The 19,621-nt window shown below is 38.5% G+C and carries 19 protein-coding genes and 1 other annotated feature; all 19 genes read left to right on the top strand.

Annotated elements, in window-relative coordinates; genetic code table 11:
- The first annotated feature begins 30 nt into the window (after positions 1-30).
- The 19 genes from mraY to BG04_RS06090 all read left to right on the top strand — a co-directional run bounded on the left by mraY (position 31) and on the right by BG04_RS06090 (position 19,604).
- On the top strand, positions 31-1,005 hold the full coding sequence (mraY, locus tag BG04_RS06180) for a phospho-N-acetylmuramoyl-pentapeptide-transferase (protein WP_013058961.1): 975 nt from the start codon (positions 31-33) through the stop codon (positions 1,003-1,005).
- A complete protein-coding gene (gene murD, locus BG04_RS06175) occupies positions 1,006-2,355 on the top strand; it encodes a UDP-N-acetylmuramoyl-L-alanine--D-glutamate ligase (RefSeq protein ID WP_034649143.1) in 1,350 nt (449 codons plus the stop codon).
- Positions 2,356-2,416: 61 nt separating this feature from the next.
- Positions 2,417-3,517 (top strand): stage V sporulation protein E, encoded by a 1,101-nt coding sequence (spoVE, locus tag BG04_RS06170; RefSeq protein WP_013058959.1) that lies wholly within the window; start codon positions 2,417-2,419, stop codon positions 3,515-3,517.
- 540 nt (positions 3,518-4,057) lie between these two features.
- Entirely contained in the window at positions 4,058-4,963 is a 906-nt protein-coding gene (gene murB / locus BG04_RS06165) for a UDP-N-acetylmuramate dehydrogenase (RefSeq protein ID WP_013058958.1), read from the top strand.
- Positions 4,964-5,116: 153 nt separating this feature from the next.
- The gene (locus BG04_RS06160) at positions 5,117-5,875 is read left to right on the top strand and encodes a cell division protein FtsQ/DivIB (protein WP_016765445.1); all 759 of its coding nucleotides are present in this window, start codon (positions 5,117-5,119) and stop codon (positions 5,873-5,875) included.
- Positions 5,876-6,300: 425 nt separating this feature from the next.
- Positions 6,301-7,596, top strand: a complete 1,296-nt coding sequence (gene ftsA / locus BG04_RS06155) for a cell division protein FtsA (RefSeq protein ID WP_034649146.1) — start codon at positions 6,301-6,303, stop codon at positions 7,594-7,596.
- Positions 7,597-7,637: 41 nt separating this feature from the next.
- A complete protein-coding gene (gene ftsZ, locus BG04_RS06150; RefSeq protein WP_013058955.1) occupies positions 7,638-8,795 on the top strand; it encodes a cell division protein FtsZ in 1,158 nt (385 codons plus the stop codon).
- A 276-nt stretch (positions 8,796-9,071) separates the two neighbouring features.
- The gene (gene spoIIGA / locus BG04_RS06145) at positions 9,072-9,995 is read left to right on the top strand and encodes a sigma-E processing peptidase SpoIIGA (RefSeq protein ID WP_013084851.1); all 924 of its coding nucleotides are present in this window, start codon (positions 9,072-9,074) and stop codon (positions 9,993-9,995) included.
- Between the two features lie 30 nt (positions 9,996-10,025).
- Positions 10,026-10,745, top strand: coding sequence for an RNA polymerase sporulation sigma factor SigE (sigE, locus tag BG04_RS06140; RefSeq protein ID WP_013058953.1), 720 nt, complete (start codon positions 10,026-10,028; stop codon positions 10,743-10,745).
- Positions 10,746-10,893: 148 nt separating this feature from the next.
- Positions 10,894-11,673 (top strand): RNA polymerase sporulation sigma factor SigG, encoded by a 780-nt coding sequence (gene sigG / locus BG04_RS06135; RefSeq protein WP_013058952.1) that lies wholly within the window; start codon positions 10,894-10,896, stop codon positions 11,671-11,673.
- A 348-nt stretch (positions 11,674-12,021) separates the two neighbouring features.
- Positions 12,022-12,276 (top strand): YlmC/YmxH family sporulation protein, encoded by a 255-nt coding sequence (locus BG04_RS06130; protein WP_013058951.1) that lies wholly within the window; start codon positions 12,022-12,024, stop codon positions 12,274-12,276.
- A 74-nt stretch (positions 12,277-12,350) separates the two neighbouring features.
- On the top strand, positions 12,351-13,172 hold the full coding sequence (gene pgeF / locus BG04_RS06125) for a peptidoglycan editing factor PgeF (RefSeq protein ID WP_034649149.1): 822 nt from the start codon (positions 12,351-12,353) through the stop codon (positions 13,170-13,172).
- Positions 13,173-13,179: 7 nt separating this feature from the next.
- Positions 13,180-13,863: a YggS family pyridoxal phosphate-dependent enzyme gene (locus tag BG04_RS06120; RefSeq protein ID WP_034649152.1), complete on the top strand. Its 684-nt coding sequence runs from the start codon at positions 13,180-13,182 to the stop codon at positions 13,861-13,863.
- Positions 13,864-13,879: 16 nt separating this feature from the next.
- The gene (locus tag BG04_RS06115) at positions 13,880-14,344 is read left to right on the top strand and encodes a cell division protein SepF (protein WP_013058948.1); all 465 of its coding nucleotides are present in this window, start codon (positions 13,880-13,882) and stop codon (positions 14,342-14,344) included.
- A 3-nt stretch (positions 14,345-14,347) separates the two neighbouring features.
- Complete coding sequence (locus BG04_RS06110) at positions 14,348-14,617, top strand: YggT family protein (RefSeq protein WP_014458382.1); 270 nt, start codon at positions 14,348-14,350, stop codon at positions 14,615-14,617.
- Positions 14,618-14,667: 50 nt separating this feature from the next.
- The gene (locus tag BG04_RS06105) at positions 14,668-15,441 is read left to right on the top strand and encodes a YlmH family RNA-binding protein (protein ID WP_034649154.1); all 774 of its coding nucleotides are present in this window, start codon (positions 14,668-14,670) and stop codon (positions 15,439-15,441) included.
- An 84-nt stretch (positions 15,442-15,525) separates the two neighbouring features.
- Positions 15,526-16,020, top strand: coding sequence for a DivIVA domain-containing protein (locus tag BG04_RS06100; protein ID WP_013058945.1), 495 nt, complete (start codon positions 15,526-15,528; stop codon positions 16,018-16,020).
- 69 nt (positions 16,021-16,089) lie between these two features.
- Positions 16,090-16,310 (top strand) — a binding site (T-box leader).
- 70 nt (positions 16,311-16,380) lie between these two features.
- Positions 16,381-19,146: an isoleucine--tRNA ligase gene (ileS, locus tag BG04_RS06095; protein WP_034649157.1), complete on the top strand. Its 2,766-nt coding sequence runs from the start codon at positions 16,381-16,383 to the stop codon at positions 19,144-19,146.
- A gap of 170 nt (positions 19,147-19,316) precedes the next feature.
- Complete coding sequence (locus BG04_RS06090; protein ID WP_013084845.1) at positions 19,317-19,604, top strand: conjugal transfer protein TraR; 288 nt, start codon at positions 19,317-19,319, stop codon at positions 19,602-19,604.
- Positions 19,605-19,621: the final 17 nt, after the last annotated feature.

The raw sequence follows: 19,621 nt of genomic DNA, 5'->3' as shown, positions 1-19,621 counted from the left end.
GAATGAGTTGGAAGTTAAGGAGGGGACATCGTGCTAGAACAATCAATTTTATTGACAATCGGCGTAGCCTTTTTGATTACGGTTGTATTGTCGCCGATTTTTATTCCCTTCTTAAGAAGATTAAAGTTTGGTCAAAGTATTCGTGATGAAGGCCCGAAATCTCACCAGAAAAAATCAGGTACACCTACAATGGGCGGTATCATGATTTTATTATCTATTATTGTGGCAACTCTTATTATGGTCAATCAGTATGCAGAACTTACATATAAGACGTTTCTATTATTATTTGTCACAATCGGATTTGGTTTATTAGGATTTTTAGATGATTTTATAAAAGTAGTGTTAAAGCGTAACCTTGGATTAACATCTAAACAAAAGTTTTTAGGTCAGGTTGTCATTTCAATTATTTTTTACTTTATTGCAAGACAGTTTGAGTTTTCAACTGAAGTGACGATTCCTGGAATTAAAGACCCAATCGATTTAGGTTGGTTTTATGTTGTTTTCCTCATCATCTGGCTTGTTGGTTTTTCAAACGCGGTTAACTTGACGGATGGATTAGACGGACTTGTATCTGGTACAAGTGCGATTGCTTTTGGTGCATTTGCAGTTCTTGCTTGGAATGCAGAGCAGTTTGAATTATCTATTTTCTCAGTTGCTGTAGTAGGAGCTGTGTTAGGGTTTTTAGTTTTTAATGCCCATCCTGCAAAAGTATTTATGGGAGATACGGGTTCTTTAGCGCTAGGAGGAGCTATCGCTACGGTGGCTGTTTTAATGAAAATGGAATTCTTGCTTGTTATTATCGGTGGTGTGTTTGTTATTGAAACACTATCTGTTATTATTCAAGTCGCATCTTTCAAAACAACAGGAAAACGTGTGTTTAAAATGAGCCCGCTTCATCACCATTACGAGCTAAGCGGCTGGTCGGAATGGCGCGTAGTTATGACTTTTTGGGCTGTAGGACTATTATTTGCAATGCTTGGAATTTATATCGAGGTGTGGATTTAAATGAAATCAGTCAATACGTATCAAGGTAAACAAGTACTTATTTTAGGGTTAGCCAAGAGCGGTTTAGCAGCCGCTCAGTTAGTTAAACAGCTTGGTGCTAAAGTAGTCGTTAATGATCAAAAACCGTACGAAGAGAACGCAGCAGCACAGGAATTAGAAAAAACGGGCATTGAAGTTGTGTGTGGACATCATCCGCTTGAGCTTTTAGACAAAGCGGATGTTATTGTAAAAAACCCTGGGATTCCGTATTCAAATGTTCTATTGCAAGAAGCATTAAAGCGAAATATTCCGATTTTAACAGAGGTAGAATTGGCTTATGAAATTAGCGAAGCTCCTTTTATCGGAATTACGGGAAGCAATGGGAAGACAACAACAACAACGCTAATTTATAAAATGTTAGAAGAAGATCAAAAGCAGCCGTTGATTGCTGGAAATATTGGAACAGTAGCTTGTGAAGTGGCGCAAAAAGCAACAAAGGACAATGTAATTGTAACGGAGCTTTCTTCTTTTCAGCTGATGGGAATTGAAAAATTCCGTCCGAAAATCTCTTTATTATTGAATTTGTTTGATGCCCACTTAGACTATCATGGCACAAAAGAGGAATATATCAAAGCGAAAGCAAATCTCTTTAACAATCAAACAAGTGAAGACTTTGCCGTTATTAATGCGGATGATGAGCTAGTGATGAAAGCTAGTGCAGATGTTAAAGCGACAAAAGTACCTTTTTCTGTTACAGCTCAAACGACAGAAGGAGCGTATATTAAAAACGAAACCATTTTCTTTAAAGATGAAGAAGTGATGTCTTTAAAAGATGTGGTGCTGCCAGGCAAACATAATCAAGAAAACATTTTAGCAGCTGTATCCGTTGTGAAGCTGTACGGTTGTTCAAATGAAGCTATCTACCGAGTGCTCACAACGTTTGCTGGTGTTAAACACCGCGTTCAATATGTCACGACAATCAACAAACGCAAGTTTTATAATGACTCTAAAGCTACGAATATGCTTGCTACAAAAGTAGCTCTTTCCGCTTTTTCGCAGCCGACGATTTTACTTGCAGGTGGACTCGATCGCGGCAATGAGTTTGATGATTTAAAAGAAGAGTTTAAAAATGTGAAAGCTGTGATTACGTTTGGTGAAACGGCTCCTAAAATTGAACGCGTAGCAAAAGAAGCGGGAATACAAATTGTAAAACGTGTCGATAATGTTAAACAAGCAGTTTCAGAAGCATATGCTTGTTCAGATGAAGAAGATGTTATTTTATTATCTCCTGCTTGTGCAAGCTGGGATCAATTTAAAACTTTTGAAGAACGTGGTGACATCTTTATTGAATCTGTGCATAAACTGAAATAAGGGCTTGTCTAAACACCTAGAAAATACACTAGCCCTAATCTATTTTTAGAGGTGTGTGACAGTGTCGACAAAAAGGTCTACCCCAGATTTTTTTCTCATAATCGTTACGCTTTCCTTGCTAACCATCGGCCTTATCATGGTATACAGCGCAAGTGCGGTATGGGCTACATACAAGTTTAATGATTCTTTTTTCTTTGCTAAACGCCAGCTCTTATTTGCAGGGCTTGGAGTATGCGCGATGTTTGTCATCATGAATATTGATTATTGGATGTGGCGTACGTGGGCGAAGCCAATTGTAATCATTTGCTTTGTTATGCTGGTACTTGTATTGATTCCGGGAGTAGGGCTAGTACGGAATGGGTCGCAAAGTTGGATAGGAGTTGGAGCGTTTTCGATTCAGCCTTCAGAATTTATGAAGTTTGCTATGATTATATTTTTAGCGAAATATTTATCAGAAAACCAGAAGAAGATTACGTCTTTTAGAAAAGGCATGTTACCGGCGTTATTACTGGTTTTCTTACCGTTTGGCATTATTATGATGCAGCCGGATTTAGGAACGGGAACGGTGCTTGTTGGAACTTGTTTAGTCATGATTTTTGTTTCAGGAGCAAAAGTAAGTCACTTTGCAGGTCTTGGGTTGCTTGGCGTTGCCGGTTTTGTAGGGCTTGTTTTATCGGCTCCTTATCGGATTAAACGCATCACTTCATTTTTAAATCCTTGGGAAGATCCGCTTGGAAGCGGGTTTCAAATCATTCAATCTCTTTATGCAATTGGGCCAGGGGGATTGCTTGGATTAGGGTTAGGGCAAAGCAGACAAAAGTTCTTTTATTTGCCGGAGCCTCAAACTGATTTTATTTTTGCTATTCTGGCAGAAGAGCTCGGTTTCATTGGCGGAACGCTTGTTCTTCTTTTGTTTAGCTTATTGCTTTGGAGAGGAATTAAAGTAGCGCTCGGAGCTCCTGATCTTTACGGAACGTTTTTAGCCTTAGGAATTATTTCAATGGTTGCGATTCAAGTCATGATTAATATAGGCGTGGTAACAGGTCTTATGCCTGTTACGGGAATTACGCTTCCATTTTTAAGTTACGGCGGATCATCGCTGACGCTCATGCTGGCAGCAGTTGGAGTTTTGTTAAATGTTAGTAGATATTCTCGCTATTAATTGAAAAAAATTGTATAATGTCAAGTAGGCAATGGTCTACTGAAGTAAACCGTCATCTTAAATCCAAGTGCACGCCGGATTTTGTTGGCGGTTTATTTTCGATTTTTTACAGGTAGATGATATTTTTGTATGAAATGTTTTTAAAATGTAATGTTGTGATAACCAATTTTGAGTCCAACTATGGTATGATGTGTAAGGTTAAATGTTTTATCTTAGTGATTAGGTGAACGTATGTGCACTTATGAGCGTAGCGTTTTTTTATGACTGTCAGCATGTGTTTAACTTCTAAATGAAAAACGATAAAAAAACAATCAAAATTACTTTATATAGCAGATGAACGTACATTCTATGGGTGAATGTCATACGATAAATAAAAATGATGAAATTGACAACAGAATAGAGTGCCTTGGTAGAAAAAAGGTATCTTACAAGGTGCTGCTGCTTAGTTATGAATCTGTTCTTATTATTCTTATGCATTAGAAGTAAGGGCGCATTGACATGAAAGTTTTATAACAGCAAAGAGGGTTTTAGGAGGTTCTTATGGAAGCGTTAGTAAAAGAGTTAGTCGAAGCGAATATTGGAAAGGTTCGTGAAAATGAACCGCTAGCAAAACATACAACAATGAAAATTGGTGGTCCAGCAGATGTGCTTGTAGAACCTGATTCTGTTGATCACTTAAAAGTTACAATGGATATTATTAAAAAACACGGCGTGAAATGGAGAGCGATTGGTCGAGGATCTAATCTTCTTGTTTCTGATAAGGGAATTGAAGGTGTGGTCATTAAGCTCGGAGCCGGATTAGATGATTTAACAGTAGATGGAGAGACGGTTACTGTAGGTGGGGGATACCCTAGCATCAAGCTTGCAACAGTTATTACAAAACAAGGTCTGTCTGGGCTGGAGTTTTCAAGTGGAATTCCTGGATCTGTGGGAGGCGCTGTTTATATGAATGCAGGTGCCCATGGTTCTGATATGTCTCATGTAGTCGAAAAAGCGCTTATTTTATTTGAAGATGGCACTCTTGAGTGGCTGACAAATGAAGAGCTTCAATTTTCGTATCGTCATTCAATTCTACAAAAAGACCGTCCTGGAGTATGTGTAGAAGCCGTGCTGCGTTTGAAAAAGGGAACGAAAGATGATATTGTGGCGGTCATGCAGAAAAATAAAGACTATCGCCGCGAAACACAGCCTTGGAATTTCCCTTGTGCAGGCAGTATTTTTAGAAATCCGCTTCCAAATTATGCAGGAGACTTAATTGAAAAGTCCAACTTAAAAGGTTTTTCAGTAGGCGGGGCGCAAATTAGTGAACAGCATGCGAACTTCATTGTCAACACAGGAGATGCAACGGCTTCAGATGTGCTGAATTTAATTGCTCATGTTAAGAAAACAATTAAAGAGAAATTCGATATTGATATTCATACAGAAGTTGAGATTATCGGTCGCTAATTACCCAGCCCGTGGCTGTATGGTTATGCGTGAAAAGGTAGCTTTTATGTGTTTATTCTATGCTATAATGGGGATATTCTCATGAAGCAAAGATTGGAAATAAATAGATGGTAATTCCTCGTTTATTTTCTCAAATGGATAAGGGTGAAAAAAATGGAAAAAGGTAAGTTAATTGTTTTAGAAGATCGGGTACCGAAGCTGCAAGAACAGCGAAAGCAAAAAGCAAATAGACGGCTGATTTTGTATTTATCACTCTTTTTCATCCTTATTTTATTTATTGTATATTCTCAATCTTCTCTGAGTAATGTTTCTAACATTGAAGTACAAGGGAATAAACATGTAAGTGATAAGGATATTGTCAAAGCGAGTGGTCTGTCCAAAAAAACCAGCTACTGGAAAGCTGATGCTGATCAAATTCAAGAAAAAGTCGAAAAAAACCCTGAGGTAAAGGAAGCTGTCATTCACAAAACATTTCCTAATAAGGTCGTAATCGACGTAAAAGAGTACGCAAGAATTGCATATGTAACCTCGGGGAATAAATATTTCCCTGTGAATGAAAATGGGAAAGTTCTAAAAGAAGTAAGTGCTAAGAAAGTGTCATCCGACGCTCCGCTGCTAATTGACTGGAAAGACGGAGACGCTATACAAAGCATGGTTCAAGAATTAGCTAAAACGCCTAAGAGCATAAAAGGGGCTATTTCTGAGATTTACTACGCGCCGACAAAATCAGAACCTCTTCACATCGAGGTGTTTATGAATGATACGCGTGAAGTAAGCGGGAAAATTAGCAACTTCTCTGATAAAATTGTTCATTACCCGGCTATTGCAAGTAAATTGAGTGATGATCAAAAAGGTATTATTGATTTAGAAGAAGGATATGCATTTAAACCTTATAAAAAGAGCAAGCAGTAATTATTTTTTATAAGTGTTAATTAAAGGAAATAGATGAGTTGAGACTGGCAAACTAGCCCTCGTACATTGTATAATCACATGCAAGTATTCTGCATACATATGATTTTCTTCTCCGTTGCTGTGAAATGGAAATGTAATATTTGTTCTAGGTAAGTTTCGCTTTTCTCAGTGTACATCTTAGTGTAGACTTGTAGTTAAATAGCTTTTTTCAGTGAATTTTAGGCTTAAATCTAAAAAAAAGTCAAAACCAGAACGTTTTGTTCTTTGAAAGAGATAAAGTCTGTGAAAAACTTGAAAAAAATTGATTTTACAAAAGGGAAACAGATGTATTTGTTGAATATTTTCATATAATAAAAAATTAATATTGTTGTTCTTCTTAATTTATTAAGATGACATGTGCAGAAAGAAAAAGGAGGTGCCAAAGAATGAACAGCAATGAAATATACGTTAGTTTAGACATCGGTACATCCAGTGTGAAAGTAATCATCGGAGAGATGAGTAACGATTCATTGAATATCATTGGTGTAGGGAATGTTAAATCACACGGACTAAAAAAAGGTTCTATCGTTGATATAGATGCAACAGTTCAATCTATTAGAAAAGCAGTAGAACAAGCTGAACGAATGGTAGGCATTACAATTAAAAAGGTTGTAGTGGGCATAAGCGGAAATCATGTATTTTTACAGGATTGTCACGGAGTAGTAGCCGTGTCAAGCGAGAATCGTGAAATTACAAACGAAGATATTCATCGAGTAATTGATGCTGCTCAAGTCATGTCTATCCCGCCAGATCGTGAAATCATTGATGTTATTCCAAAGCAATTTATTGTAGATGGCTTAGAAGGTATTAATGATCCTAGAGGTATGATTGGGGTACGTTTAGAAATGGAAGGCACGATCATAACAGGATCTAGAACGGTTTTACATAACTTATTACGCTGTGTAGAAAGAGCTGGTTTAGAAATCAGTGATATTTGTTTACAGCCTCTAGCCGCTGGTTCAATTGCATTATCTCGTGATGAAAAAAACTTAGGTGTCGCACTGGTAGATATCGGTGGAGGTTCAACAACGGTTGCGATCTTTGACCAAGGACATTTGAAAGTAACAAATGTACTAGCTGTTGGCGGAGAGCACATTACCAAGGATTTATCGATTGGCCTTCGCACATCGACTGAAGATGCGGAAAATATTAAGATAAAGCATGGACATGCTTTCTACGATCATGCTTCTGAAGAAGAAGTATTTAGTGTACCGATCATTGGAAGCGATCAGCATCAGCAGTTTAATCAGCTCGAAATCTCTGATATTATTGAAGCTAGACTAGAAGAGATTTTAGATATGATTACGCAAGAGGTAAATCGCCTAGGATACAAAGATATTCCAGGAGGATTTGTTTTAACAGGCGGAGTAGTAGCGATGCCTGGTATTCTTGAGCTAGCTCAAGTGATTTTAAAGAATAACGTGCGCATAGCAGTGCCTGATTATATTGGAGTACGTGAGCCGCATTATACAACAGGCGTAGGATTAATAAAATTTGCATACAAAAATGCTAAAATACAAGGCCGGGAAATTGGAGCGCCAGTTGTGGAAGAAGAGCCGATTGAGCAAGAAATGATCAAACCTAGCCCGAAACCACAGCAGCCGCAACAATCAGCTGAGCAGCCGAAAAGGAAAAATGACCAAAATTTAATGAAGAAGTTTTTTGGATACTTCTTTGATTAACGTTACGGATTGGTAATTTCGAAGAATTAGGAGGAACTATCATGTTGGAGTTTGATACAAGTGTAGACCAATTAGCGACGATTAAAGTAATCGGTGTCGGAGGCGGCGGTAACAACGCGGTTAACCGAATGATTGAACATGGCGTCCAAGGTGTAGAATTTATTGCAGTTAATACAGATGCACAAGCATTAAATTTATCAAAAGCCGAAACAAAAATGCAAATCGGCGCTAAATTAACAAGAGGATTAGGTGCGGGTGCTAATCCAGAAGTTGGTAAAAAAGCAGCTGAAGAAAGTAAGGAACAAATCCAAGAAGCCCTAAAAGGTGCAGATATGGTTTTCGTAACAGCTGGTATGGGTGGAGGAACTGGAACTGGTGCAGCTCCAGTCATTGCCCAAATTGCTCGTGAGCTAGGAGCACTAACGGTAGGTGTTGTTACTCGTCCGTTTACGTTCGAAGGTCGTAAGCGTTCTACTCAAGCGGCAGGCGGCATTGCGTCAATGAAAGAAGCAGTGGACACGCTGATTGTTATTCCAAATGATCGCTTATTGGAAATCGTTGATAAAAACACGCCAATGCTAGAAGCGTTCCGTGAAGCGGATAACGTATTGCGACAAGGTGTGCAAGGTATTTCAGATTTAATCGCAGTTCCTGGATTAATTAACTTAGACTTCGCTGACGTGAAAACAATTATGTCTAACAAAGGATCTGCCCTTATGGGTATCGGTATTGCAACTGGTGAAAACCGCGCTGCTGAAGCGGCTAAAAAAGCTATTTCAAGTCCACTTCTTGAAACATCTATCGATGGAGCTCAGGGTGTATTAATGAACATCACAGGCGGTACAAACCTAAGTCTTTACGAAGTACAAGAAGCTGCAGATATCGTTGCTTCGGCTTCTGACCAAGAAGTGAACATGATCTTTGGATCTGTTATTAACGAAAACCTAAAAGACGAGATTGTTGTTACAGTTATTGCAACTGGCTTTAGTGACCAAGATTTATCACAGCCAAAACCAGGTCGTCCTTCGTTATCGGCGAATCGCATGCAGCAATCGACACAGCAGCCGGCTCCACAGCCGAAGCGTGAAGTAAAGCGTGAAGAACCTGTACAGCAAGAATATACGCGTCCATCTCAGCCACAGTCTGAAGATGCGCTAGATATTCCAACATTCTTACGAAACCGTAATCGTAGACGCTAATAAAATAAAAAGCCAAGACCTCTGTTTTATACAGAGGTCTTTTTTTATGCCATGAAGCTAGAAAACTCCAAAAGGATATAAAAAGCATTCGACATGGTCAATATGATGCCTTCAAAGGGTTTGTGTTTTCTTTCTAAAAGTGGTGTGACAAATATCGAATGATTTCCTCAAAAATACTGCTTGTTTCTCGGCATGAACTGACAGACTTTCTAATAGGATGTACTATATACTAATTTTTAACAGAAAAATTCAGAAAGAATGGAGAGGTTATAAACATTGCCAATCTATTTAGATTTAATATGGATGCTGAATTTTGGATTAGATACGATTTTACTAATGTTATGTGCAGTTGTACTTAAACGGAATTACAAGTGGTGGAGGCTTTTGCTTGGCGGCTTTATCGGTTCATTGATTGTCCTTCTTATGTTTACGCCTTTTTCTCATCTTATGGTTCACCCTGCTATTAAAATTTTATTCTCTTTTTTTATGGTATTGATGACGTTTGGTTATAAACGACTGCGCTTTTTCTTTGAGAATTTATTAACGTTTTATTTTGCAACCTTTGTTGTTGGTGGAGGATTAATGGGCGTTCACTTTTTATTTCAAGATCAGTTCCTTGTTCTTAATCAAATGGTTGATACGAAATCTCCACAGTTTGGTGATCCTATTAGCTGGATATTTGTTCTTATCGGTTTTCCGCTATTATCTTATTTTTCAAAAGCACGAGTTGATGATTTGCGAATGAAAAATATTACATTTGATCAGCTGGTAGATGTGGAAGTTATTTTAAACGAACAGACGCTGTCGATGAAAGGACTTATTGATAGTGGAAACCAGCTTGTAGATCCGCTGACGAAAACCCCGGTTATGATTGTTACAGCAGATTCTTTAAAGGAAATATTGCCTGAAGGCTTAATGGAATTAAGCAAAAATGTCCAATCCTTTTCACACAGCGAAGATATTGATCAAGAGTGGTATTCAAAAGTCCGCTTTGTCCCTTATCGAAGCGTAGGCCAAGCCAACCAGTTGCTGCTTGCTCTAAAGCCAGATATGGTAAGGCTGGTGCATCAGTCCAACACGATTGAAGTCACTAAAGTATTAGTAGGTATTAGTCATACAACGCTTTCAGTGGAGAAGCAATATGAGTGTATTGTTCATCCGAAGCTTATTGTTATTGGAGAAGTAAGTTCCGCATCGTAAAAGGTGTGAACAAATAAAGGAGGATACAAAATGGCTACATATCGAATTCGATTTCAATTATGGTGGTACAAATTGTTAATTAAACTTAAGCTAAAAACAGATGAAGTGTACTATATAGGAGGAAGTGAAGCTCTTCCACCCCCTTTAACAAAAGATGAAGAAGAAGTGCTCTTAAAAAAACTTCCATCAGGAGATGAAGCAGCACGTTCGCTGTTGATTGAGCGTAATTTGCGACTTGTTGTTTATATTGCCCGCAAGTTTGAAAATACGGGAATCAATATTGAGGATTTAATTAGCATTGGCACCATCGGTTTAATTAAAGCAGTAAACACGTTTAATCCTGAAAAGAAAATTAAGCTAGCGACGTACGCCTCTCGCTGTATTGAAAATGAAATTTTAATGTATTTGCGCCGCAACAACAAAATTCGATCTGAAGTTTCATTTGATGAGCCGTTAAATATTGATTGGGATGGAAACGAACTGCTATTATCTGACGTGATGGGAACCGAAGAAGATATCATCACAAAAGACCTAGAAGCGAATGTGGATCGAAAACTTTTGTTGAAAGCACTGCACCAATTAAATGATCGTGAAAAGCAAATTATGGAGCTGCGCTTTGGGCTAGCCGGCGGAGAAGAAAAAACGCAAAAAGATGTAGCTGATATGCTAGGCATTTCTCAGTCTTATATTTCAAGGCTTGAAAAACGAATTATTAAACGGCTGCGAAAAGAATTTAATAAAATGGTTTAAGTAAAAAAGCTGATTGGATAAGGGCTGAGAAGCATCTTATCCAATCAGCTTTTTTAGCGTGGAATTGTCAGAATTGTAAAAGTGCATATTTTTTCCTTCTGAGGAGATACTGAATTCAGAACATCATCTCCTGTTAGGAGGGAAAGAGTTGACAAGAAATAAAGTAGAAATTTGTGGAGTAGATACTTCGAAACTTCCCGTATTAAAAAATGAAGAAATGCGAAAGTTGTTTAAACAAATGCAGGCTGGAGATGGAACAGCAAGAGAAAAGCTAGTAAGCGGAAATTTACGTCTCGTACTCAGCGTGATCCAACGTTTTAACAATCGTGGAGAATTTGTTGATGACTTATTTCAGGTTGGATGTATTGGATTAATGAAATCCATTGACAATTTTGATTTAAGTCAAAACGTGAAGTTTTCTACATATGCTGTCCCAATGATTATAGGGGAAATTCGCCGCTATTTACGTGACAATAATCCAATCCGTGTTTCTCGTTCCCTTCGTGATATTGCTTATAAAGCTCTTCAAGTTCGTGAAAGGCTTATGAGTGAAACATCCAAGGAACCTACAGCTGAGGAAATTTCAAAAGTCCTAGAAGTGCCGCATGAAGAAATTGTGTTTGCTTTAGATGCTATCCAAGATCCGGTTTCTCTATTTGAACCTATTTACAATGATGGTGGAGACCCAATCTATGTCATGGATCAGCTAAGCGATGAACGCAATCGTGATTCAACTTGGATTGAAGAAATTGCTTTGCAAGAAGGTATGAGAAGATTGAACGAGCGAGAAAAACTAATTTTACGAAAGCGCTTTTTCCAAGGTAAAACACAGATGGAAGTTGCTGAAGAAATTGGTATTTCTCAAGCGCAGGTTTCTCGTTTAGAAAAAGCTGCTATTAAACAGATGAATAAAAATATTCAAAGTTAACAAAAGCTATCTAAACTGGCAGCTGCTCGCGTTCATACAATTAATACCATTCACTTTATTTGATGTTCAACTTAATAAGCATCGTGTCTATAAAAACAGACACGGTGCTTATTTTGTATATATCAATGTATAATACATGACCAAAAGATATTCATATCCGGTTTCCTATTGCTGTGAGGACTTCTAGCTACTCGTTGAGAATGTCTTTTGATGAAAAAATGTGTAATTAGTGGACAAAATGCCTATAGAACGAGAATGGCAGAGAAAAAATAAGCTTTTCCTTCATGAAATGAAAATTTGAAAATATATATAGGCTAAGGAATAAAGTTGGCTATAGGAGGAGAGAGCATGTTAAAGATTTCAGAATTCCAGCTGAAAGATGTAGTGAATGTAGCTGATGGCAAAAAACTTGGAAATGTAGGGGATATTGATATTGACTTAACAACGGGAAAAATACAGGCCGTCATTATCGGAGGCTCTCGTGTATTGGGCTTCTTTGGAAAAGATGATGAAATTGTGATTCCATGGAAAAATATTGTGAAAATTGGTTCTGATGTCATTTTAGTACGTTATAAAGACGCATTTCAGCCTGAAGAGAATTAGTTTTTTGTCAACAGCACCTAGCAATCTGTGGTACAATATGTGAGAACAAATGAAACAAGGGATGTGTCACATACATGAATCCTGAGCCATTAAAAAAAAGCCATCACGAGTCGTTTATGTGGCTGAGCCCTTGGGTAGAAAAGAATGATATACTTGTTGCTGGTTTTACCACAAAAAATGGTGGCGTGAGTAAACCTCCATTTGCTTCTTTTAACCTAGGGCTTCACGTAAACGATAACGTAGAAGATGTTATTACAAATAGAAAAATTTTAGCAGCCGAACTAGACATGTCTTTTGAAAGCTTTGTATGTGCTGAACAAGTACATGAAGCAACTGTTCAAAAAGTAACAAAAGCCGACTGTGCAAAAGGACTCTACAAGTATGAAGAGGGCATAAAAGCAACGGATGGCATTTATACAAATGAATCTGATATTTTGTTAGCTTTATGTTATGCAGATTGTGTTCCGCTTTACTTCTATGCGCCTGATCACCATTTAGTAGGTCTAGCTCATGCTGGGTGGAAAGGAACAGTGAAAGATATTGCAGGAAATATGATTCGACGTTGGGTAGAGCAAGAAAATGTCCCGGTTGAAGATATTTACGTGGCGATTGGCCCTTCGATTGAAGATTGCTGTTATGTCGTCGATAACCGCGTCATTACACAAGTAAACGAAGTAGTTGGCCAAAATGGATATCAAGAAGTAAGTCCTGGACAATACGCGCTTAATTTAAAAAAAGTCAATAAGCTCCTGATTCAAAACGCAGGCGTATTGCCGGAACGAATTTTAACATCGTCGTATTGTACAAGCTGTGAAGATGACCTGTTCTTCTCACATCGCCGCGACCAAGGGAAAACAGGACGCATGTTTAACTTCATAGGCTTTAAGGAGGAGTAATTACATAGTGACAGCTAGCGTAAGTGAAAATCTAGAAGCAGTTCAACAAACAATTGCTGAAGCGTGTAAAAAAGTTAATCGAAATCGAGAAGATGTAGAGCTGATTGCTGTAACAAAATACGTTTCCACAAAACGAGCAGCAGAAGCAGTGGATGCCGGCATTTTACATCTCGGAGAAAACAGGGATGAAGGTCTTCTAGAAAAGTATGAATCAATCGGTGAGAAAGCGACCTGGCATTTTATCGGAAGCTTACAAACAAGAAAAGTAAAAAATGTGATTGATAAAGTTGACTATATTCATTCACTAGACCGATTATCTTTAGCAAAAGAAATTGATAAACGTGCAGAACATCGTATAAAATGTTTTGTACAAGTTAATGTTGCCGAAGAACAATCAAAGCATGGCCTTGCTGTAGAAGAAGTAATTCCATTTATTCAATCTCTTGAAGCATTTGCAAATATCCAAGTGGTCGGATTGATGACCATGGCTCCTCACACAGATGAAGAGTCTACGCTTCGCAGCTGTTTTCAAGGTCTAAAAAAATTGCAGAGTCGTATACAAGAACTAAATTTGCCATATGCACCGTGTACAGAGCTATCAATGGGAATGTCAAACGATTATGCAATTGCAATTGAAGAAGGAGCAACATTCATTCGACTAGGAACCACGTTAGTTGGGAATGAACGTTAAGGAGGTGTAATTCAAGATGAGTATGAAAAATCGCTTTAGAAGTTTTTTTGCTCTTGATGACGATACTGAATATGTAGAAGAACATTACGAAGAAGAAGAGTCGGTAGAAGAGCCTGTACAGCAGTCGAGACCAGCGAAAGCTAGTCAGCAGCCGAATCAGCAGCAAAACGTGATTAGCTTGCAAAGCGTTCAAAAATCATCAAAAATGATGCTTTGCGAACCTCGCGTCTATGCCGAAGCACAAGAAATTACGGATCATTTAAAAAATCGTAAAGTCGTAGTTGTGAATTTACAGCGCATTCAACGAGATCAAGCGGTAAGAATTGTCGACTTTTTAAGTGGTACAGTTTATGCTTTAGGCGGGGACATTCAAAAAATTGGAACCGACATCTTTTTATGTACACCTGATAATGTAGACGTAAGCGGAAGCATTTCAGATATGATGGGAGAACATGATACAACAAACGTAAAGAGGTGGTAGTTTTTGGACATCGTTTTTGGGATTCTTGGACAATTGATTGGTCTTTACTCATGGGCACTGATTATTTACATTTTGATGTCTTGGGTACCTGATGTAAGGGCGTCTAAGTTTGGTCAGCTGCTTGGCAGCATTTGTGAGCCTTACTTAGAGCCTTTTCGTAAAATCATTCCGCCTATTGGCATGATTGATATTTCACCTCTTGTCGCAATCTTTTTACTACGATTTGCACAAGCAGGTGTACGTTCACTTCACAGTATGGTTGGATTTATTTAAAAAGGAATCGCTGGATTCCTTTTTTACATACCAATAGTAGGAGTAATAATATGTCTATTTATGAACATTTTAGGCAAGAAGAACATGGATTTATTGACCAGGTTCTTCAGTGGAAAGAAGATGTCCTACATCAATACAGCCCAAAGCTAACGGACTTTTTAGATCCAAGAGAGCAGCATATTGTGACGGCTATTGTCGGGACTGAAGGAGAGGTTCAAGTTTCATTTGATGGTGGACAACCGTTTGCTGAACGCAAGCGCGCGCTGCTATACCCGGATTACTATGTACCTGAAAGTGAAGATTTTCAGTTGCATATGTACGAGCTCAATTATCCTAAAAAGTTTGTGAAGATTGAACATCCTCAAGTTCTTGGTTCGGCGATGTCCTTAGGACTGCGCCGTTCAAAATTTGGCGATATTTTGGTCGCGGGAGACGATATTCAGCTCGTAGTTGCAGAGGAAATTTCTTCTTATATTGAGATGAATTTAACATCAATTGGAAAAGCCAAAGTTTCACTTTCTTCTATTCAAAGAGAGCAGCTGCATGTTGTAAAAGAAGAGCTGGTTGAACACGTTTATACAGTTTCTTCAATGAGGCTTGATGTTTTGCTGTCGACCATTCACAATTTATCAAGACAAAAAGTCCAGCCGTTTATTGCAAATGGAGCGGTAAAAGTAAATTTTAAAGTCATTGAACAGCCTTCTTTTGAATGTCATGAAGGTGATATTTTGTCACTTCGTGGTCACGGCAGAAGTCGTATCGTTTCACTTGAAGGAAAAACCAAAAAAGAAAAATGGCGAATTGTTGTAGGAAAGCAGAAATAAAGAAATCTACTAGCAGGAAATTTTAAAAATATGTCGAATAAACCATTACTAATGACGTAATGAGACAACACGGAGGTGGCCTAGATGCCTTTAACCCCTTTGGATATTCATAACAAAGAGTTTAATCGCGGATTTCGCGGATATGATGAAGATGAAGTAAATGAGTTTCTTGACCAAGTAATTAAAGACTATGAGCTGGTCATGCGTGATAAAAAGGAGTTAGAAGGAAGAGTATCTGAATTAACAGATCGTCTTGGACATTTTACTAACATCGAAGAAACGTTAAATAAATCAATTTTAATTGCTCAAGAAGCAGCGGAAGATGTGAAGCGAAACGCTGAAAAAGAAGCGAAGCTCATTATAAAAGAAGCAGAAAAAAATGCGGACCGTATTATTAATGAAGCACTGTCTAAGTCTCGTAAAATTGCGATGGACATTGAGGAGACGAAAAAGCAGTCTAAAGTATTTAGAACTCGTTTCAAAATGTTAATCGAAGCACAGCTTGAAATGTTAAACAGCGACGACTGGGATCAGTTGATGGATTATGAGATGCCAGCGCTAGAAGAAAAAATTGACTAGTCCAGACATCATCTTGACTTCTCACGTTTTGTTGTCATATAATTTGGTAACAGATGAAATTTCATATCAAACAGTACGGAGACAGGGACAGTAGCTTTTTTAGTTTGTCAAAGCGAATCGAGGATGGTGTGAGCTCGATAACAAACAAAAAAGTGAAAATCACCCTAGAGTACCATTGCTGAACTGATGATAGTAAGCAGTGGCGGTTTATTCACGTTACGAATGCAAAGAGGATTTGCGTACAGCAAATCTACTAGGGTGGTACCGCGGGAGGCCTTCTCGTCCCTTTTTGGGATGAGGAGGTCTTTTTGTTATGGTACAAAAAGATATGAAATTTACGTTTTTTTTGGAGGGTAAAACATGGAATATAAAGATACATTATTGATGCCAAAAACTGAATTTCCAATGCGTGGAAATTTACCGAACCGCGAGCCTAAAATGCAAGAACAGTGGGCTGAAATGAATATTTATGAAAAAGTACAAAAACGTACGGAAGGCCGTCCGCTATTTGTCCTGCATGATGGACCTCCATATGCGAATGGCGATATTCACATGGGACATGCATTAAATAAAATTTTAAAAGATTTTATCGTTCGCTATAAGTCGATGTCAGGCTTCTGCGCACCTTATGTACCAGGCTGGGATACACACGGTTTGCCAATTGAAACAGCTTTAACAAAAAATAAAAAAGTAAACCGCAAAGAAATGACGGTAGCTGAGTTCCGTAAGCTTTGCGAACAGTATGCTTGGGAACAAGTAAACGGCCAGCGTGAGCAGTTTAAGCGTTTAGGTGTACGCGGAGATTGGGATAATCCATATGTAACGCTTCAGCCGCAGTACGAAGCGCAGCAAATCAAAGTGTTTGGTGACATGGCGAAAAAAGGCTACATCTACAAAGGGTTAAAACCTGTGTACTGGTCCCCTTCAAGTGAATCTGCTTTAGCAGAAGCGGAAATTGAGTACTATGATAAGCGTTCAGCTTCTATTTACGTAGCGTTTAACGTAAAAGATGGTAAAGGTGTGCTTGAACAAGATGAAAAATTCATCATTTGGACGACAACACCATGGACAATGCCAGCTAACCAAGGGATTGCTGTCAATCCTGAGCTTCAGTACAGCGTAGTTGAAGCAGATGGAGCAAAATATGTAGTGGCAACTGAACTGATTGAAACAGTTGCTAAAGAAATTGAATGGGCTGACTATAAGACGCTTCGTACAGTAAAAGGTTCAGAACTTGAGCGTGTAGTAGCTGAGCATCCAATCTACAAGCGTGATTCATTAGTTGTTCTTGGCGATCACGTAACAACGGATGCTGGTACTGGGTGTGTTCATACAGCACCGGGACACGGGGAAGACGACTTTATCGTTGGTCAAAAATACGGTTTGGAAGTTCTTTGTCCAGTCGACAGTAAGGGTCATATGACGAATGAAGCACCAGGATTTGAAGGGTTATTCTATGATAAAGCGAATAAGCCGATTACAGACAAACTAGAAGAAGAAGGCGCGCTGTTAAAATTAAGTTTCATTACCCACTCATACCCACATGACTGGCGTACAAAGAAACCAACAATTTTCCGTGCAACAGCACAGTGGTTTGCGTCTATTAAAGATTTCCGTGAAGATTTATTAAAAGCAGTAGAAAAAACAAAATGGGTGCCTACTTGGGGTGAAACGCGACTTTATAACATGGTGCGTGACCGCGGCGACTGGTGTATTTCTCGCCAACGTGCATGGGGCGTTCCGATTCCGGTATTTTATGCTGAAAATGAGGAGCCAATCATTACGGACGAAACAATCGAACACGTATCAAATCTATTTAGAGAACATGGATCAAACGTATGGTTTGAGCGTGAAGCAAAAGACTTGCTTCCGGAAGGCTTTACTCATGAAGGAAGCCCAAATGGCCGCTTCACAAAAGAAACAGACATCATGGACGTATGGTTTGACTCTGGTTCTTCACATCAAGCTGTTCTTGAAGAACGTGAAGACTTACAGCGTCCGGCTGATTTGTATTTAGAAGGTTCTGACCAATACCGCGGCTGGTTTAATTCAAGTCTTTCTACAAGTGTAGCTGTAACGGGTGAAGCACCTTATAAAGGGGTACTTAGCCACGGATTTGCTTTAGACGGTGAAGGTCGCAAAATGAGTAAGTCATTAGGAAACGTTGTAATTCCAGAAAAAGTAATGAAACAACTAGGTGCAGATATTTTACGTTTATGGGTAGCTTCTGTAGATTACCAAGCTGATGTTCGTGTATCTGATAACATTTTAAAACAAGTAGCAGAAGTATATCGTAAAATCCGCAACACGTTCCGTTTCTTACTAGGAAACTTAGCGGACTTTAATCCAACGACTGATGCTGTAGCCGTTGAAGACCTTCGTGAAGTAGACCGCTACATGCTTGTGAAGCTGAACAAATTAATTGATAAAGTGAAAAAATCTTATGATTCATATGAATTCTCAAGCATTTATCACGCAGTGCATAATTTCTGTACAATTGATATGAGTTCATTCTACTTAGACTTTGCAAAAGATGTATTGTACATCGAAGCAGAAAATAATGTAGAGCGCCGCAGCATTCAAACGGTCCTTTATGAAACGTTATTATCGTTAACGAAATTAGTGTCTCCAATTCTTTCTCATACAGCAGACGAAGTATGGGTTCACATTCCAAATGTAACGGAAGAAAGCGTGCAGCTAGTTGATATGCCAGAGGTTCAAGAAATCGAAGGAGCAGATCAATTAGTAGAGAAATGGGATGCATTCATGGAGCTTCGTGATGAAGTATTAAAAGCGCTAGAACAGGCTCGTAATGAAAAAGTAATCGGTAAGTCTTTAGAAGCAAAATTAACGCTATATCCAACAGCAGATACGAAAGAACTGTTAGCATCTATTTCTGAAAATGTAGGTCAACTCTTCATCGTTTCAGATCTTGAAGTAGCAGAAGGTGAAGCACCTGCTGAAGCACAAAAATTCAGCTATGCTTCAATTGTTGTAAGTAAAGCAGAAGGTGAGAAGTGTGAGCGCTGCTGGGTTGTATCACCAACAGTTGGCGAAGATCAAGATCACCCGACTTTATGTACACGCTGTGCGGATGTTGTAAAAAATCACTACGTTCAGCAGTAATTAACAAAAACACGTCCTTTTTGGGCGTGTTTTTTGCTGTACGAAATTCCCAAATACAATGGTATAAAGCATTTAAAGCCTTAGGAAAAACTTGTGTTGTAGATTCGATGGAAAACTCGGTAAACCTAACATCATTAATACTTCATCTTATCAGCACAGGAGGCGTTTGCATGTATGAAAATTATCTTTCCATTGGACAGGAATTAGCTCTTATTAAAGAAGAATTACAAGATCGCCTATTGAGATATGCTACAGAACAATCTGGTTATATAGATGAAAAGGAACGTTACGTAATAGAAATGATTAAAGCCGATTTAAAAGATGTAGAACACGCGTTAGCAAAGCTTGACGTTGGTGCGTTCGGAATTGATGAACTAACTGGCGAAGTGATGTCTATTCATAAATTAAAAGTAATGCCGACGGCCCGCACAAATGAAGATTTATTTGTTTTATGGTGAGAAGCGAGAAAAAAAAT

It is taken from the genome of Priestia megaterium NBRC 15308 = ATCC 14581, assembly GCF_000832985.1.
In the GTDB taxonomy this organism is placed as follows: domain Bacteria; phylum Bacillota; class Bacilli; order Bacillales; family Bacillaceae_H; genus Priestia; species Priestia megaterium.
This window is presented reverse-complemented; position numbering and strand designations above follow the sequence as displayed.

Bases quoted from the DNA above. Each gene is read 5' to 3' on its own strand.
- murD (WP_034649143.1), top strand. From the start codon at position 1,006: ATGAAATCAGTCAATACGTATCAAGGTAAACAAGTACTTATTTTAGGG.
- ftsA (WP_034649146.1), top strand. From the start codon at position 6,301: ATGAACAGCAATGAAATATACGTTAGTTTAGACATCGGTACATCCAGT.
- ftsZ (WP_013058955.1), top strand. From the start codon at position 7,638: ATGTTGGAGTTTGATACAAGTGTAGACCAATTAGCGACGATTAAAGTA.
- BG04_RS06130 (WP_013058951.1), top strand. From the start codon at position 12,022: ATGTTAAAGATTTCAGAATTCCAGCTGAAAGATGTAGTGAATGTAGCT.
- BG04_RS06100 (WP_013058945.1), top strand. From the start codon at position 15,526: ATGCCTTTAACCCCTTTGGATATTCATAACAAAGAGTTTAATCGCGGA.
- sigE (WP_013058953.1), top strand. From the start codon at position 10,026: ATGGCTACATATCGAATTCGATTTCAATTATGGTGGTACAAATTGTTA.
- BG04_RS06090 (WP_013084845.1), top strand. From the start codon at position 19,317: ATGTATGAAAATTATCTTTCCATTGGACAGGAATTAGCTCTTATTAAA.
- murB (WP_013058958.1), top strand. From the start codon at position 4,058: ATGGAAGCGTTAGTAAAAGAGTTAGTCGAAGCGAATATTGGAAAGGTT.
- BG04_RS06105 (WP_034649154.1), top strand. From the start codon at position 14,668: ATGTCTATTTATGAACATTTTAGGCAAGAAGAACATGGATTTATTGAC.
- ileS (WP_034649157.1), top strand. From the start codon at position 16,381: ATGGAATATAAAGATACATTATTGATGCCAAAAACTGAATTTCCAATG.
- BG04_RS06115 (WP_013058948.1), top strand. From the start codon at position 13,880: ATGAGTATGAAAAATCGCTTTAGAAGTTTTTTTGCTCTTGATGACGAT.
- pgeF (WP_034649149.1), top strand. From the start codon at position 12,351: ATGAATCCTGAGCCATTAAAAAAAAGCCATCACGAGTCGTTTATGTGG.
- BG04_RS06160 (WP_016765445.1), top strand. From the start codon at position 5,117: ATGGAAAAAGGTAAGTTAATTGTTTTAGAAGATCGGGTACCGAAGCTG.